Annotated in this window: 15 protein-coding genes; 8 read left to right on the forward strand and 7 right to left on the reverse strand. The window is 66.7% G+C overall.

Annotation, left to right across the window (positions count from 1 at the left end; genetic code table 11):
• Both epmA and JWQ89_RS14305 read left to right on the forward strand, forming a co-directional pair.
• A partial coding sequence (gene epmA, locus JWQ89_RS14300; protein WP_299642078.1) for an EF-P lysine aminoacylase EpmA occupies positions 1–1,019 on the forward strand: 1,019 nt, incomplete at its 5' end.
• On the forward strand, positions 1,016–2,080 hold the full coding sequence (locus JWQ89_RS14305) for a lysine-2,3-aminomutase-like protein (RefSeq protein WP_299642080.1): 1,065 nt from the start codon (positions 1,016–1,018) through the stop codon (positions 2,078–2,080). The genes epmA and JWQ89_RS14305, both read left to right, overlap by 4 nt.
• Before the next feature lie 112 nt (positions 2,081–2,192).
• On the opposite strand, the gene nudC is transcribed toward JWQ89_RS14305, so the two are convergent.
• From nudC to JWQ89_RS14325, 4 genes are all read right to left on the reverse strand, one after another.
• Positions 2,193–3,152, reverse strand: a complete 960-nt coding sequence (nudC, locus tag JWQ89_RS14310; RefSeq protein WP_299642081.1) for an NAD(+) diphosphatase — start codon at positions 3,150–3,152, stop codon at positions 2,193–2,195.
• Positions 3,153–3,358: 206 nt separating this feature from the next.
• Positions 3,359–3,679, reverse strand: coding sequence for a hypothetical protein (locus JWQ89_RS14315; RefSeq protein WP_299642083.1), 321 nt, complete (start codon positions 3,677–3,679; stop codon positions 3,359–3,361).
• A 222-nt stretch (positions 3,680–3,901) separates the two neighbouring features.
• Positions 3,902–4,642, reverse strand: a complete 741-nt coding sequence (locus JWQ89_RS14320) for an SIS domain-containing protein (protein ID WP_299642085.1) — start codon at positions 4,640–4,642, stop codon at positions 3,902–3,904.
• A gap of 1 nt (position 4,643) precedes the next feature.
• Positions 4,644–5,378: a GntR family transcriptional regulator gene (locus tag JWQ89_RS14325; RefSeq protein ID WP_299642086.1), complete on the reverse strand. Its 735-nt coding sequence runs from the start codon at positions 5,376–5,378 to the stop codon at positions 4,644–4,646.
• Positions 5,379–5,564: 186 nt separating this feature from the next.
• Between JWQ89_RS14325 and JWQ89_RS14330 the strand changes: the two genes are divergently transcribed.
• The 5 genes from JWQ89_RS14330 to JWQ89_RS14350 are packed head-to-tail and all read left to right on the forward strand — an operon-like array spanning position 5,565 to position 10,695.
• Positions 5,565–6,830: an extracellular solute-binding protein gene (locus tag JWQ89_RS14330; protein WP_299642088.1), complete on the forward strand. Its 1,266-nt coding sequence runs from the start codon at positions 5,565–5,567 to the stop codon at positions 6,828–6,830.
• Between the two features lie 13 nt (positions 6,831–6,843).
• On the forward strand, positions 6,844–7,764 hold the full coding sequence (locus JWQ89_RS14335) for a sugar ABC transporter permease (RefSeq protein WP_299642091.1): 921 nt from the start codon (positions 6,844–6,846) through the stop codon (positions 7,762–7,764).
• The gene (locus JWQ89_RS14340) at positions 7,748–8,587 is read left to right on the forward strand and encodes a carbohydrate ABC transporter permease (protein WP_299642093.1); all 840 of its coding nucleotides are present in this window, start codon (positions 7,748–7,750) and stop codon (positions 8,585–8,587) included. Before JWQ89_RS14335 ends, JWQ89_RS14340 begins: the two co-directional genes overlap by 17 nt.
• A 4-nt stretch (positions 8,588–8,591) precedes the next feature.
• Complete coding sequence (locus tag JWQ89_RS14345; protein WP_299642094.1) at positions 8,592–10,073, forward strand: beta-N-acetylglucosaminidase domain-containing protein; 1,482 nt, start codon at positions 8,592–8,594, stop codon at positions 10,071–10,073.
• The gene (locus JWQ89_RS14350) at positions 10,039–10,695 is read left to right on the forward strand and encodes a GNAT family N-acetyltransferase (RefSeq protein WP_299642096.1); all 657 of its coding nucleotides are present in this window, start codon (positions 10,039–10,041) and stop codon (positions 10,693–10,695) included. The genes JWQ89_RS14345 and JWQ89_RS14350 overlap by 35 nt, the downstream gene beginning before the upstream one ends.
• Positions 10,696–10,868: 173 nt before the next feature.
• On the opposite strand, the gene JWQ89_RS14355 is transcribed toward JWQ89_RS14350, so the two are convergent.
• The 3 genes from JWQ89_RS14355 to JWQ89_RS14365 all read right to left on the reverse strand — a co-directional run bounded on the left by JWQ89_RS14355 (position 10,869) and on the right by JWQ89_RS14365 (position 13,977).
• Positions 10,869–11,864 (reverse strand): ABC transporter permease, encoded by a 996-nt coding sequence (locus tag JWQ89_RS14355; protein WP_299642098.1) that lies wholly within the window; start codon positions 11,862–11,864, stop codon positions 10,869–10,871.
• 223 nt (positions 11,865–12,087) lie between these two features.
• Positions 12,088–13,128, reverse strand: a complete 1,041-nt coding sequence (locus JWQ89_RS14360) for a sugar ABC transporter substrate-binding protein (RefSeq protein WP_299642099.1) — start codon at positions 13,126–13,128, stop codon at positions 12,088–12,090.
• 39 nt (positions 13,129–13,167) lie between these two features.
• Positions 13,168–13,977, reverse strand: coding sequence for an ATP-binding cassette domain-containing protein (locus tag JWQ89_RS14365; RefSeq protein WP_299642101.1), 810 nt, complete (start codon positions 13,975–13,977; stop codon positions 13,168–13,170).
• A 220-nt stretch (positions 13,978–14,197) separates the two neighbouring features.
• Between JWQ89_RS14365 and JWQ89_RS14370 the strand changes: the two genes are divergently transcribed.
• Positions 14,198–15,067, forward strand: coding sequence for an NAD(P)-dependent oxidoreductase (locus JWQ89_RS14370; protein WP_299642103.1), 870 nt, complete (start codon positions 14,198–14,200; stop codon positions 15,065–15,067).
• The last annotated feature ends 173 nt before the right edge of the window (positions 15,068–15,240 follow it).

Here is a 15,240-nt window from a genome sequence, read left to right on the forward strand (position 1 = left end):
GACATGCCGACCGGCGGGCGCTGCTGTTGCTGCGCAACCGGATCGAGGCGCAGATCAGGGCTTATCTGGCCGCAGGGGAGTTTGTGATGGTCGACCCTGCCGGGCTGCAGCGCTCGCCCGGCAACGAAACGCATCTGCACGCCTTTGCCACCAAGGCGACGGGCAATGACGGCATCGGCTACCCGCTCTATCTGCACACCTCGCCGGAATTTTCGATGAAGAAGCTGCTGGCGGCGGGTGAGGAGCGGATCGCAAGTCTCGGGCATGTCTGGAGAAATCGGGAGCGGAGTGCGCTGCATCATCCGGAGTTCACCATGCTCGAGTGGTACCGGGCGGGGGAGGCTTATGACGCCGTGATCGCGGATTGCGTGGCGATGCTGCGGATTGCCGCGGAGACGGTGGGGACGCGGGTGTTGCGGTTTCGGGGGCGGGAATGCGATCCGTTTGCGGAGCCGGAGCGGTTGGGAGTTGTCGAGGTTTTTCAACGGTTTGCGGGGATCGATCTGTTCACGACGATGGATGCGGATGGGGTGACGGATGCGGTGTCGCTGGCGGCTGAGATGGGTCGGGTGGGGCTGGCGGTGCCGGACGAATACACCTGGTCGTACCTGTTCAGCCGGGTGCTGGTGGAAAAAGTCGAGCCGAATCTGGGGCTTGGGCGGGTGACGGTGCTGGATCGGTACCCGGCGGCGGAGGCGGCGCTGGCGCGGCGGGCGGGGGATGACCCAAGGGTGGCGGAGCGGTTCGAGCTTTATGCGTGCGGGGTGGAACTGGCGAACGGGTTCGGCGAGCTCACGGATGCGCCCGAACAACGCCGCCGGTTTGCCGCAGAGATGAACGAAAAACAACGGCTCTATAACGAGAGCTATCCGATCGACGAAGACTTGCTGGCGGCGCTGCCGCTGATGGACGAGACGAGCGGGGTGGCGCTGGGCTTCGACCGGCTGGTGATGCTGGCGGTCGGGGCGCGGCGGATCGAGGACGTGCTGTGGGTGCCGGTGGTCGGAGGCGAGGGATGAAACAGGATCGGGCGATACGAACGGCGAGGGACCTGGTGTCGGCCGGGCTGCTCGACGCATCGCGGCTGGACGAGGCCGAGGCGGTGGCGCGGAAGTATGCCATTGCGATCACGCCGGCGATGGCGGGGCTGATCGACCGGGACGATCCGGACGATCCGATCGCGCGGCAGTTCGTGCCGGACATGGCTGAGCTGTCGGTGACGCCGGAGGAGCGGGCGGACCCGATCGGGGATTTGACGCATTCGCCGGTCGAGGGGATCGTGCATCGCTATCCTGACCGGGTGCTGCTCAAGGCCGTGCATGTCTGCCCGGTCTACTGCCGGTTCTGCTTCCGGCGCGAGATGGTGGGGCCGGAGGGGCTGGGGACGCTGGCGCCGGAGGCGATGGACCGGGCGATCGCGTACATCGCCGGGCATCCCGAGATCTGGGAGGTGATCCTCACAGGCGGCGATCCGCTGGTGCTGTCGGCACGGCGGCTCGAGGAGATGATGGTCCGGTTGAGGGACATCGCGCATGTGAAGATCGTGCGCTTCCATACCCGCGTGCCGGTGGTCGAGCCGGAGCGGGTGGACGAGAAGCTGATCGCGGCGCTGAAGGCTAGCGGCAAGACGACGTACGTGGCGATGCACGCCAACCATCCGCGCGAGCTGACGGAGGCGGCGCGGGCGGCGGCGGGGCGGCTGGTCGATGCGGGCGTGGTGATGCTCAGCCAGTCGGTGCTGCTGCGCGGCATCAATGATGATGCGGACGTGCTGGCGGCGCTGATGCGCGGCTTTGTCGAGATGCGGGTGAAGCCGTACTACCTGCACCATCCGGACTTGGCGCCGGGGACGGCGCATTTCCGGGTGTCGATCGCGGAAGGGCAGGCGCTGGTCAAGGCGTTGCGCGGGCGGGTGTCGGGGCTGTGCCAGCCGACATATGTGCTGGATATTCCGGGGGGGTATGGGAAGGCGCCGATTGCGGGGAGCAATGTGCGGGTCGTGGGCGAAGGGGAGTATGTGGTGTCGGATTGGCAGGGCGGGGAGCATGCTTATCCGCCGGTGGGTAGCCGGGGCGACTGAGGGGGTGGTGGCTGGGGACCCCCACCCCTGTCCCCTCCCCGCAAGGGGGAGGGAGACCCTTGCACTGCATTTCGCGTGAGGTCGCCGAGCCCGCATCGAGTTTGGGGTTCGCTCAGTTGCCCCAGTAGTCGGGGTCCAGCAGCTTGCCGTGGGCCCAGGCTTCGATCAGGGCGCCGGCGATGGCGCCGCGGCGGGGGCGGTTGATTTCGGGGTGGGTGCCGGCGAGGATTTCGAGCACCTCGCTGCGCGTGACCCAGCGCGCGTCGGAGAGCTCGACGGGATCGACGGTGATCGCCTCGCTCAGCGCTTCGCCATGGCAGCCGAACATCAGGGACATCGGGAAGGGCCATGGCTGCGCGGCGACATAGCGTACCGGCCCGACCTTGATGGCGCTTTCCTCGAGCGTCTCTCGGCGCACGGCGGCTTCGATCGTCTCACCGGGCTCGACGAAGCCGGCGAGCAGGGAATACATCCGCTCCGGCCAACTGGGGCTGCGGCCGAGCAGCAGCCGGTCATCCCGGGTGACGGCCATGATCACCACCGGATCGGTGCGGGGAAAATGCTGCGTGCCGCATTGCGGGCACTTGCGGACCCAGCCGGCGCTCTCGATGGCGCTCGCCGTGCCGCAATTGGCGCAGAAGCGGTGCGTGGCGTGCCAGCCAATCAGGGCGCGGCCGGTGGCGACGGTCTCGCCCTCGATCCGCGACAGAGTGGGCATCAGGCCGCGGATTTCCACGAACCTGGCGTCGGGGAAGCCGGCATGGAGCTGCTGGGTCTGGTCGATGAACTGGCCGATGGTGGTGGCGTCCTCGGGCGGCGACCAGAGCGGCAGGTCGGCGGCGAAGCGTGGTCCTTCGGGGGTCAGCCCGACGAATACCGGCGGCTCCCGGCTATCGGCGAGGGCGGGATGATCGAGCCCAACCGCCACCGGCCGCCCGTCGCCATCCGCCAGCAGTTTGCCGCGCCAGAACACCAGCGTGCGCGCCCCGGCATCGTTGCGCGTGTCATTGCCTGTGCGTAGCTGCGCGGCGCGATCGAGCTCACCCGGCTTGAATGCAAACTCGTAGTCCACCGTGTGCTCCTCGCGTTTGAGTGGAGGTTTAGGAGGATGCAGGGTTGAGGACAAGCCGGTGGGTGAGGGGAAGCGCCGCGGCAGGCGGGAGGTCCATTGAGGGGCCGGTGCGAGTGGACCCCCACCCCTGGCCCCTCCCCGCAAGGGGGAGGGGGACGAACACACCAGCGTTGGTGTCTTGGACTCCGTCCGGCGGCTGGCAGTATTTAGCGCGGGACGCAGGTGAACCTGGTCGGACTGACCTTGGTGAAGAAGTCAGGCGTGCCGCCGTCGATGTCGCACACGGCCTTCTCGGCTGCGTTTTTCGGGAGATTGAAGTTGCATTCGATGGGCTTGAAGGCGCGCTGGCCGGTCATACTGGCTTTGCAGGTCGCCATGCATTTGTAGGATTGGTCGTCCGGGTTCGAAGCCATGATGAGAACGCTCGATTTATCCTTGTCGAGCGCACACTCGGCGTGGGGATAGTCGGCTGACAGGGCTGATACGGGCATCAGGACGAGAGCGATGACTGCGGCTGCGTTGAACATATTGATTTGGCTCTATCGGATGGGGGAATTGGATTGGCGAATACTGGGGTTGGTTGGGTGGGAAAGGCAAGGGCTGGTTCGGGCGATCGACGGGCTGGTGGCTGTGGACTCACACCCCTGTTCCCTCCCCGCAAGGGGGAGGGGGCGTCCACACTGCACGTCGTGTGATGCTGCCCCATCGGCCAAAGAGAACGGGATTGTAGGGCCGCCTGCCCGACGACCCTACAACCCCCTGATCCGCGATTGCCACCGGCGGATCATTGCCTGTGCAGCGGCTTCGGTGCCCTGCATGTTTGCGCTCTCATAGACGTCGACTTCAAAGCCGCTGCGGGAGAGCTGGTCGACCGCCTCGGCGAGGATGGCGTTGAGGATGAAGGCCCCGGCGATGGTCGAGGTGGGGCCCATGCGCACCGCATTCCTGCCGACGGTCAGCGCCGCGTCGCCGTATTCGCCGCCATTGTCGAGGACGAGGTCGGTCACCTGGTAGAGGAGCTTGCCGGAGCGGTGGCGCGAGGTGGCGGCGGCGGCGTGGCGCAGCGAGGTCAAGGCGATGGTGGTGGCGCCGCGGGCCTTCGAGGCCAGCGCCATCTCGATGGGGTAGGCGTTGCGGCCGGAATTGGAGGCGATGATGACGACATCGCCCGGCCCGACCGGGTAATCGGCGAGGATGCGCTCGGCGCGGCCCTCCTCGCGCTCGAGCACGGTCGAGCGCTCGGCGCCCAGATGCAGCATCAGGTCGGGATCGAGGATGGCCTGTGCCGCGGCGATGCCGCCGGCGCGGTAGAAGACCTCCTCGGCCATGAGGTGCGAGTGGCCGCTGCCCGCGACATAGACCAGGTGGTCGGCGGCAAGCGCCGCGGCGACGGCGTCGCGGACCGCGTCGAGGGCCGGGGCCTGCTCGCCCAGGACGCGATCGATGATGGTGACGACCTGCTCGCGATAGCGCTGGCGCGGGGTACTCATTTCAGCCCCTGATCTCGCCGACATATTTGTAGCGGTCGCCGCGATACCAGCTGATGGCGTCCTCGACGACGGTGCCGGTTTCGCCGTAGCCGAGCTGGGAGATCTCAAGCACTGCGGCGCCGGGCCGGATGTTCAGTTGCGCCGCGACCTCGTCGCTGGCCTCGGTCGCGGTGAGGCTCTGCAGCACGCGGCGGGGGCGGGCCTTGCGGGCGTCCATGCGCTCGTAGAGCGAGCCCGAGCCGTCATAGTCGGCGCCGACGGTTTCGACCGGGACGACGGCGCGCTCGTAGGCGATGGGCTCGCCGCCGGCGAGGCGCAGGCGGACAAGGGTGAGGACGGGGGTGCCGAGCGGCAGGCCGGTGCGGAAGGCGGCGTCGGCGCCGACCGGGCCGATGCTGCACTCGAGAACAAGGGAACTCGGCAGGAGCCCGCGCAGGTGCATGTCCTCGGAGAAGCCGGAAAGGCGCGACAGCGCCTTGGGGATGCGGCCGACGACCACGGTGCCGGCGCCGGGACGGGTGGCGACGAGGCCGAGCTGCGCCAGTTCCTTGAGGCCTTGGCGGAGGGTCGAGCGGGAGACGTCGAGCCGTTCGGCCATCTCGCGTTCGGAGGGGAGCGATTCACCGGGCGCGATGGTGCCGGAATCGAGCACGGCCGCCAGCGCGTTGCGCAGCCGTTCGCCCAGCGGGCCGTGTTGCCCCCCCATGCGCTCCAGTACTGCCGCGTAGAAATCCAAGGCCCCTCCGGCCGCTGGTCAGTGGCTGGTCTCCTGCAACTGGTATGATTTTGGACTGGGTTTTGCAAGTCCGACAGGTCAAGCCACGGCGTCCTGTCACGATATGTAGAGTGAAACTAACACCGCTGGACAAAACCCGTTAAACCAATAACATACCAGTCGGAATGCAATGGAGGGGCGCTTTCGATGAGGACTCTGCAGAGATGCATCCTGACGCTGGCGGCAGCGTTGCTGACAACGACGGCAATGGCCCAGACGGAGCTCAGGATCACGCATGCGACGACCGGGGGCACCGAGAAGGAGGTGCTGGACAAGATTGTCGCCGACTTCGAGGCCGCGAACCCCGACATCAAGATCAAGCAGATCCCGTTCGACGACGACATCTATTCGGACACCGGGCTGATCACCCAGCTGCAGGGCCAGGACGTGCCCGACATCTATTTCCAATGGGCCGGCTATCCGGTGGCGCGCGATGCGCAGGCCGGCTACGCCATGGACCTGACCGAGGCGCTGGCCTCGGACGGCTGGGGCGACACGTTCGTGCCCTCGGTATGGAGCGATGGCGCCGGCACCAAGTACGAGGGCAAGCCCTACCTGGTCCCGACCTCGCTCGATGTGACCAATACGATCTGGTACAACACCGACGTCTTCGCCGAGAACGGGCTCACGCCGCCCAGGACCTGGGGCGAGTTCGTGGCGGTGATCGAAAAGCTGGTGACGGCGGGCGAGACGCCGATCGTCGAGGGCAATAACGAGTTCTGGCCGTTCGGCAACTGGGCCTCGCATATCGCGGCCAAGGTGGTGCCCCAGGACGAGTACCTGGCGGCGTTCTCGCAGGCGGGGAAGTTCTCGACGCCGGGGTTCGAGAAGGCGCTGGGCTATATCCAGCAGCTGCATGACATCGGGGCCTTCAACAAGGACATGCAGGGGCTGGGCGCCGATCCGGCGATGGCGACGTTCATCCAGGGCGCGGCGGCGATGCATCCGATCGGCTCGTGGATGATCGGCACGGCGAACGAGCTGGGCGACGCGGATTTCCACTATGCGGAGTTCGATACGCCGGTGATCGACCCCGACCATCCGCTGAAGGACAGCGTCATCGGCACGATCACCGGGTTCATCATCCACGCCAAGGCCAAGCATCCGGAGGCGGCGGTCAAGTTCCTCAAGTTCTACACCAACTACGACAACCAGATCGTGAGGGCGGAAGCCGGCTCGCTGAGCCCGATCAAGGGCGTCAACGAGGCGGCCAAGCTCGACGAGCATACCAAGGCGATGGCGGTGATGCTGGCGGAAGCCCCGGCGCTGGTGCCGCCGCCGGACACGACCTATCCCGTGCCGGTGGCGGAGGCCTACTACCAGGCCGCGGCGCTGGTCGCGACGGGGGAGAAGTCGCCCAGGGACGCATTGGCCTGGCTCGATGAAACAGTCGCGGTGATCGGCAAGCAGTAGGCAGGCCCGGACCATGGCCGATATTGCGGCCGCCCGCCCGATCGAAGACCGGACAGCGCCCGTCGCGAGGGGCGCGGTGAACCTGCTGTTCATCGCGCCGGCGATGCTGCTGTTCGGCGGCTTCGTTCTGCTGCCGGTCGCCTCGGCGCTCTACTATGCTTTCACCCACTGGGACGGGTTCACGCCGCCCCGCTGGGCCGGGCTCGCCAATTTCCAGCGGGCCCTCGCCGACAGCGTGCACCTGATGAGCTATGTGCATGTGGTGCTCTACATCCTCGGCACGCTGGTGTTCGAGGTGGCGTTCGGGCTGCTGGTGGCGGTGCTGCTGAACTCCGACCGCAGGGGCTTTGCGCTGCTCAGGGGGCTGTTCTTTTCGCCGGTGGTGCTGTCGATGACGGCGGCGGGGGTGTTGTGGGCGTTCGTCCTCGACTACCGCTCGGGGCTGCTGAACTCGGTGCTGCGGGCGCTCGGGGCGGGGGACCTGGCGCAGCCGTGGCTCAGCCAGCCGGGGACGGCGCTCGTCGCCATCATCATCGTTTCGGGCTGGAAGTATTCCGGCTTCTACATGGTGATCTTCTTTGCGGCGCTGAGGCGCATTCCGCGCAACATCTTCGAGGCGGCGACGCTCGATGGGGCAGGGCCAGTGCGCGGGTTCTTCTCGATCACGCTGCCGCTGCTGCGCCAGAACGTGCTGGTCGCGGTGCTGCTGGCCATTACCGGCGGGTTCGCGGGGTTCGACCTGTTCTTCACCATGACCAATGGCGGGCCGTTCAGCGCCACCGAGGTGCCGGCGACCTGGATCATGAAGCAGGCGTTCGACCAGAACCAGCTGAGCTACGGCATTGCGCTGACCGTGGTGCTGGCGGTGGTGGTGATGCTGATTTCGCTGATTTACCTGCGTTTGTCGGAGCGGCTCAGTGTCACCCGCTATTGAAAGGCGCCGCAGCCCGGCCGAGTGGGCGCAGTTCGGGATTGGGGCGCTACTGGTGGCGGTGGTGTCCTATCCGGCGATCTGGATGGTGCTGTCGGCGTTCAAGTCGAACCGCGAGATATTCCGGACGCCGTTCGCGCTGCCGGCGGTGTGGCGGTGGGAGAATTTCGCCGAGGCGTGGCAGGTGGGCGGGCTTGGCGGGCTCTATCTCAACTCGCTGTTCGTGACGACGGTCGCGGTGACGCTGTGCGTCGGCTGCGCCACGGCGGCGGCGTTCGCGTTCTCGCGGCTGGAGTTTCCGGGGCGGCGGGTCGCCTACCGGGTGCTGCTGCTGGGGCTGCTGCTGCCGCCGCCGACGGTCGCCATTCCGCTGTTCACGCAGCTGCGCGACATGGGGCTGCTGAATACGCCGTGGGCGCTGATCCTCCCCGGAGCGGCGTGGTCGCTGTCGCTGACGGTGTTCCTGATGCGCGCCTATTTCAACGGGGTGCGGCCGGACATGGAAGAAGCGGCGCGGATCGACGGGGCCAATACCTGGCAGATCTTCTGGCGCGTGGCGGTACCGATGGTGTGGCCGGCAATGCTGACCATGATCATTCTCAACACCATCAATATCTGGAACGAACTGTTATTCGCGCTGCTGTTCATCGTCGACGAGGACAAGCGGACGCTGCCGGTGGGGCTGGTGCGCTTCTATGGCTACCACAGTACCGACTACGCGCTGGTATTTGCGGCGCTGACCATCACGACGGTGCCGATATTGCTGCTGTATTTCATCCTGCAGCGGCACGTGATCGCCGGATTGACCGCAACTGCTATGGACTGAAGACATGGCCAATGTTCACGACTATCCGATGGTTGCCGCTTCGCCGCCCGGGCTCTCCGGGTGGTCGCTGGACGTGCTGCTCGACCAGCCGGCGAGCCGGACCGGCGGGGCGCGGAAGGGGAGGACGATGTTCCTGTCGGGGGTGATCGAGGGATTTTATGGGCGCGCCTGGACGCACCGGCAGCGCGTCGAAATGCTGGACTGGATCGCCAATGCGGGGATGAACAGTTACGTCTACGGGCCCAAGGACGACATCAAGATCCGGGCGCGCTGGCGCGAGCTCTATTGCGAGTCGGAGGCCGGGGAACTGAGGGAACTGGCCGAGGCGGCGCGGGCGCGAAAACTCAACTTCATGGTGGCGATCGCGCCGTGCCTCGACGTGGTCTATTCGGACGAGGGCGATCTCGAGGCGCTGAAGCGGCGGCTGGACCAGCTGCTCGATCTCGGCATCACGCATTTCGCGCTGCTGTTCGACGATGTGGCGCGCACCATGATGCCGGCGGACGAGAACGCCTTCCCGTCCTTCGCGGCGGCGCAGTGTTACTTCGCCAATGCGGCGTTCGCCCATGTGCGCAAGCGTGCGCCGGCGGGGACGGTGCTGTTCTGCCCGACGGAGTATTGCGGGGCGTTCGTCGGCCATGACGTGGCGGGCTCGGAGTACCTCAATACCATCGGGGCGGAGCTCGATCCGGAGATCGGGGTGTTCTGGACCGGGCCGGATATCGTCTCCAAGACGATCAGTGCGGAGAGCCTCAGGGAGGTCGGGCGGGTGCTCAGGCGAAAGCCGGTGATCTGGGAGAATTTCCACGCCAACGACTATGACATCAGGCGGGTCAATGTCGGGCCGCTGGGCGGGCGGCATGTCGAAATCCTGCCGCTGATCGACGGGATCATCGCCAACCCCAACAACGAGTTCGAGGCGAGCTTCGTGCCGGTGCATGCGACGGGGGCGTTCGCGGGCGGCTCGGATGACGAGGCTGTGAGTTTCGCGGTGGCGCTGAAGGCCTGGCAGCCGCGGTTCCGGCTGGCGCTCACCGGGCAGACGGAGACGCTGACGGTCGAGGAGATCCGGCTACTGGCGGAGCTGTTCTACCAGCCGTTCCATTGCGGGCCGGAGGTCGAGGGGCTGCTCCGGACGGCGCGGCGGCTGCTCAGCGAACGGCGGCCGGATGTGAGAAGCCCGCACTGGCAAGAGGGGCACGAGGCGCTGGTCAATTATCGCGACCGCATCCGCGAGCTGTTCAACCGGATGAGCGAGCTCGAGAACCGCGACCTGTTCTACGCCTTCCATCCGTACCTGTGGGAGGCGCGCGAGGAGGTGACGCACCTCGTCAGCTATCTCGACTGGCTGGCGGGCGATCCGCCCGCGGGCGAGGAATTCCCGAGCAAGGACCGAATCTACAACTTCTACCGCCAGGGTTTTGCCGTGGCGATACAGGAATTGCTGCCGCGTGACGCCAACGGGCGTTACCGGCATGGAGCTTGATCTTGGGGGCGGGTATCGGTTGCGGCCGGCGTTGTGGAACGACTACGCGGCACTGTGCCGGGTGTGCCTGAAGACCGGGGATGCGGGGAAGGACGCGACGGGACGGGAGGATGATCCGGACCTGCTGGGGCTGATCTACGCCGTGCCGTACCAGGCACTTGCGCCGGAATTCGCGTTCGTCGTGGAGGGGCCGGACGGGGTGTGCGGGTATGTGCTCGGGGCGCTCGATACCCCGGCGTTCTACGAGAAGCTCGAGGTGGAGTGGTTTCCGGCACTGGCCGCGCGGATCGGGGACCCGGGTCCGGACGAGAGCCGGTGGCAGGGGAGCGACTGGGCGCGGCATGCGATCCGGCATCCGGAGTTCATCTATCCGGAGGCGCTGCAGGCGTATCCGGCGCATGGGCATATCGACCTGCTCGAGGAAGCGCGGGGACGGGGGATCGGGCGGCGGGCGATGGAGCACCTGATGGGGAAACTGGCGGCGGCAGGGGCAAGGGGGATGCATCTGCAGGTGAGCCCCCGGAACCGGGGGGCGCAGGCGTTCTACCGGAAGCTGGGGTTCGCAGTGCTGCGGGACTGGGAGTTGCCGCGGCATACGGTGTTCATGGTGCGGGGGTTATAGGCGGCGGGGCTGGTGGCTGGGGACCCCCACCCCTGTCCCCTCCCCCTAAGAATGGGGAGGGAGACCCCTTCATTGGCGCCAGCGTTTTGGTCTCCCTCCCCCTGTTCGGGGGAGGGGACAGGGGTGGGGGTCGGCTTGCTCGGGTCTCTAACGTCGATCCGGCAGGCGGCCGGTCATGCGAGTTTCTGGCGGATGGAGAGTTTGAGGGTGTCGAGCAGCACTGCGGCGAGGACCAGGAGGCCGTGGATCACCTGGGTGGAGGTGGCTGGGAGGCCCATCAGGTTGATGGCGGTGTTGATGGCCGAGAGCAGCAGCACGCCGGCATAGACGCCGGGCAGGGCGCCGACGCCGCCTTTGAGGCTGACGCCGCCGATCACTACCGCGGCGAAGGCGTTGAAGAGCAGCCCCATGCCGAGATTAGCGGTGGCGCCGGAGGTGCGGATGGCGAGCAGCCAGCCGGCCAGCGCGGCTATGGCGCCGGCAAGGATGAACGATGTCATCAGGATGCGATCGACCTTGATGCCGGCGCGGAAGGCGGCGTTCTCGTTGCCGCCGATCATGATCAGGTGGCGGCCGAAGCGGGTCTTGCCGAGGATCACCGAGAAGACCACGAAACAGGTGATGGCGATCCAGGCGGTGAGCGGCAGGCCGAGCAGCCGCTGCACGCCGAACCAGCGGATGACGGGGGCGAGGTCCTGCGCGGACCGGCCGCCGGAAATGGCGAGGACGATGCCGCGCACCCAGATGTAGGAGGCGAGGGTAACGATGAAGGCGTTCATCTTCAGCCGGACGATGAGCAGGCCATTGAGCGCGCCGATGGCGCCGCCGACGGCGAGCGAGATGATCAGCGACACCGGCACGGCGAGCCAATCGGGCTCGAGCTGCACCCCCATGCCGATGCCGGCGGAGCAGAAGAGGATCCCGACGGCCATGGCGGAGAGTGCGGCGACGGATTCGACCGAAAGGTCCATGTGGCCGGCGATGATCACCAGCGCGAGGCCGATCGACATGACGCCGAGGACGGAGGAGGCCTCGATGATGTTGGCGAAGATGCCGGGCTGGAAATAGTTCGGCACGAGGGCCGAGAACACCATGAGGACGAAGAGCAGCATGAACCAGACGAGGTTATCGAGGACGAACTCGAGGGAGCGGCGGGTGCTGGGATGCATGCTTAGGGTTCCGGTGAAACGATCTGGATGCCGAGATGATCGTCTCCCTCCCCCTTGTGGGGAGGGATCAAGGGTGGGGGTGGCCACACGCTCGGAGCGTGGGAGTTCCCCCACCCAGCTGCGCAACGGACTTGGGCTATGCCCAAGTCCTGCTCCGCTACCCTCCCCACAAGGGGGAGGGAGGGGCGGTGGCTGGTTCGGTGGACATCACCGAAGCCACAGCTCACTCCACCGAGGTAATGGTGTCCGTCGGGGGCTTCATGTTGCCCCAGAAGGCGGGGTTGTCGATGTTTTCCTTGGTGATGGCGGCGCCGGGGATCTTGATGTTGGGGCCCCAGGCTTCGATCGTCACGGTGGAGGGGAGGCCGAGCACGTCGTATTGGCCGGCCGCGATCTCCTGCTTGTTGACGATCTTGTCCATGAACATGGCGATGGCGGCGGCCTGTGCGTAGAGCGGCTGCTCGACTTCGGCCTGCATCCAGCCCTTGCGGATCAGGTCGAGGCCGACCGGGGCGCCGTTGGAGGAGAGCATCAGCACGTCGCCGGGCTGCTTCCCGGCAGCCTCGAGCGAAGCGGCGGCGGCGACCGAGAGGTGGGCGGCGTGGTTGAAGATCAGGTCGATGTCGGGGTTGGCGACGAGCTGGTCGGAAACGATGGTGCCGGCGGCATCGGCGGCCCAGCCCATGGCGGGGACGGAGATGATCTTGACGTCCGGGAAGGCGGCCATCTTTTCCTCAAAACCCTTCTGGATATCGAGGGTGTAGGGATCGCCGGGGTCGCCGAGGACCTGCAGGACCTTGCCGGAAACCGAGCCCTTCTTTTCGGTGAGGAGCTTTTCGACGACGCCCGCGGCGACGTAGCCGATCTCGACGGTGCCGGCGACCGAGGTGAAGGCCGAGGGGGTCGAGGTGATCTGGCGATCGAACTCGACCACCGGGATGCCGGCGGCCATGGCCGCCTCGATCGAGGGTTTCAGGGCGTTGAAATCGACGGCGGCGAGGATGATCGCCGCGGGCTTCAGCGCGATGACGTCGTTCATCTGGGACTGCTGCACGTCGGTCTTGTTGTCGGCGTTCAGCGTCTGCATCTCGTAGCCGACCTGCTTCAGGAACATTTCCAGCGCCGACACCGAGCCGGTCTGGAATTCATCGATCAGCGTGGGGACGAGGTAGTAGATCTTGCCCTTCGATTGGGCGAAGGCGGGCGACAGCAGGGCGAGCGCCACTGCCAGAACGCCGAAGATGGAAAGAAGTATTCGCTTCATTTCGTTTCGCTCCTGTTTGCCGGACCCTTGTCTGCCCCGTCAGCCTGCCGGTCCGGCACCGGCGAGGGTTTCCCCGGTGATCATGGCGACCACCGCATCGGGGCTTGTCTCTCTGCGTGCGACATCGCCCGCCACGACGCCCTGGCGGATCACCACGATCCGGTCGGCGACCTGGAAGGCCTGCTGCATGATATGCGTGATGATGACGACGCCGATGCCTTGGCTGGCGACCTGGCGGATCATCTCGAGGCCGCGGCGGGTCTGCTCGACGCCGAGCGCGGCGAAGGGTTCGTCGAGGAGGACGAGCTTGCCGCCCCAGTGCACGAACCGGTTGAGCTCGATGGCCTGGCGCTGGCCACCCGAGAGATGCTCGACCTTGGTGCGGAGCGAGGGGATCTTGGTGCCGGCGCTGGCCATGGCTTTGGCGACCACGGACTCCATGGCCTTCTCGTCGAGGACGGGGATGCCGAGGACGCGCTTGGTGAGCTCGCGGCCCATGAAGAAATTGGCCACAACATCGACATTGGTGGCGAGTGAGAGATCCTGGTAGACCGTCTCGATGCCGGCGGCCTTGGCCTCGGCGGGGGACTTGGCGAGGAACTCGCGGCCCTCGAACAGCATGGTGCCGGAGGTGGGCTCGAGCCCACCGGCGATGATCTTCACCAGCGTCGATTTGCCGGCGCCGTTGTCGCCGAGCAGCGCCACGACCTCGCCCTTGCCGATCGAGAAGCTGATGCCCTTCAGCGCTTCGATGGCGCCGTAGTTCTTCCGGATGTCGTCGAGGACGAGCAGCGGCTCGAAACTTTTGGTGCGGTGAGGCCCATCCGCAGGTTGTACCGCTGTCTGCATTCCGCGTTCGTCCCCCTCAGGTCCAGGCGCTCCCCTCCCGGCCGGGTGATGAGATTGTGACGGCTGATTCCCTATGTCAAATCGATCCCGGGAATCGGCCTGCCCGGGGGAGCGACTAACGCGTGGACCTAACGGCCGGCTCGCAATAGAACAGGACGGGCGGGCATTTGGCCTCGCGATCCCCATTCGAAACGAAGCACTGGTTCTGAGAGGCAGCAGCATGGTCAAGGCGGCATTCATTGGTCTGGGGGTCATGGGCTACCCGATGGCGCGGCACCTCGCGGCCAAGGGCCATGAGGTGACGGTTTATAACCGGACGACGGCGAAGGCCCAGAAGTGGGTCTCGGAGAACGGCGGCAGGCTGGGGCGGACGCCGGCCGAGGCGGCGGCGGGGCAGGACATCGTTTTCGCCTGTGTCGGCAATGACGACGACCTCCGCTCGGTGACGCTGGGGGAGGACGGGGCGTTCGGCGCCATCGGCAAGGGCGGGCTGTTCGTCGATCACACCACCGCTTCGGCGCATGTGGCGCGGGAGCTCCATGCGGCGGCGGAGCAGGGCGGGTTCGGGTTCCTCGATGCACCGGTGTCGGGCGGGCAGGCGGGGGCGGAGAACGGGCACCTGACGGTGATGGTCGGCGGCGAGGAAGCGGCGTTCGGGCGGGCGCAGCCGGTGATCATGAGCTACGCCAAGGCGGCGCGGCTCTTGGGGCCGGTGGGCTCGGGGCAACTGGCCAAGATGATGAACCAGATCTGCATCGCGGGGGTGGTGCAGGGGCTGGCCGAGGCCATCCATTTCGGCAAGCAGGCGGGGATGGATGTGGAGGCGGTGATCGACGTGATCTCCAAGGGCGCGGCGCAGTCATGGCAGATGGAGAACCGCTACAAGACGATGGTGGCGGGGAAGTTCGACTTCGGGTTCGCGGTGGAGTGGATGCGCAAGGACCTGGGGATTGCGCTGGAGGAGGGGCGGGCGAACGGGTCGACGCTGCCGCTGACGGCGCTGGTGGATCAGTTTTACGCCGAGGTGCAGGGGATGGGCGGGAAGCGGTGGGATACGTCGAGTTTGCTGGCGCGGTTGGAGCGGGAGTGAGGGTGAAGACACTCTCGCCGGTGCGCGGGGACCCCCACCCTTGATCCCTCCCCGCAAGGGGGAGGGAGACGACTGATAGTGCGGCGGCCTCGATGGGCCTCCCTCCCCCTTGGGGGGAGGGAAAGAGGGTGGGGGTGGCCCACGCTCCGGCTCACTGGTCTGCCCCGCAAGCT

Source organism: Devosia sp., assembly GCF_028290645.1.
Classification (GTDB): Bacteria; Pseudomonadota; Alphaproteobacteria; order Rhizobiales; family Devosiaceae; genus Devosia_A.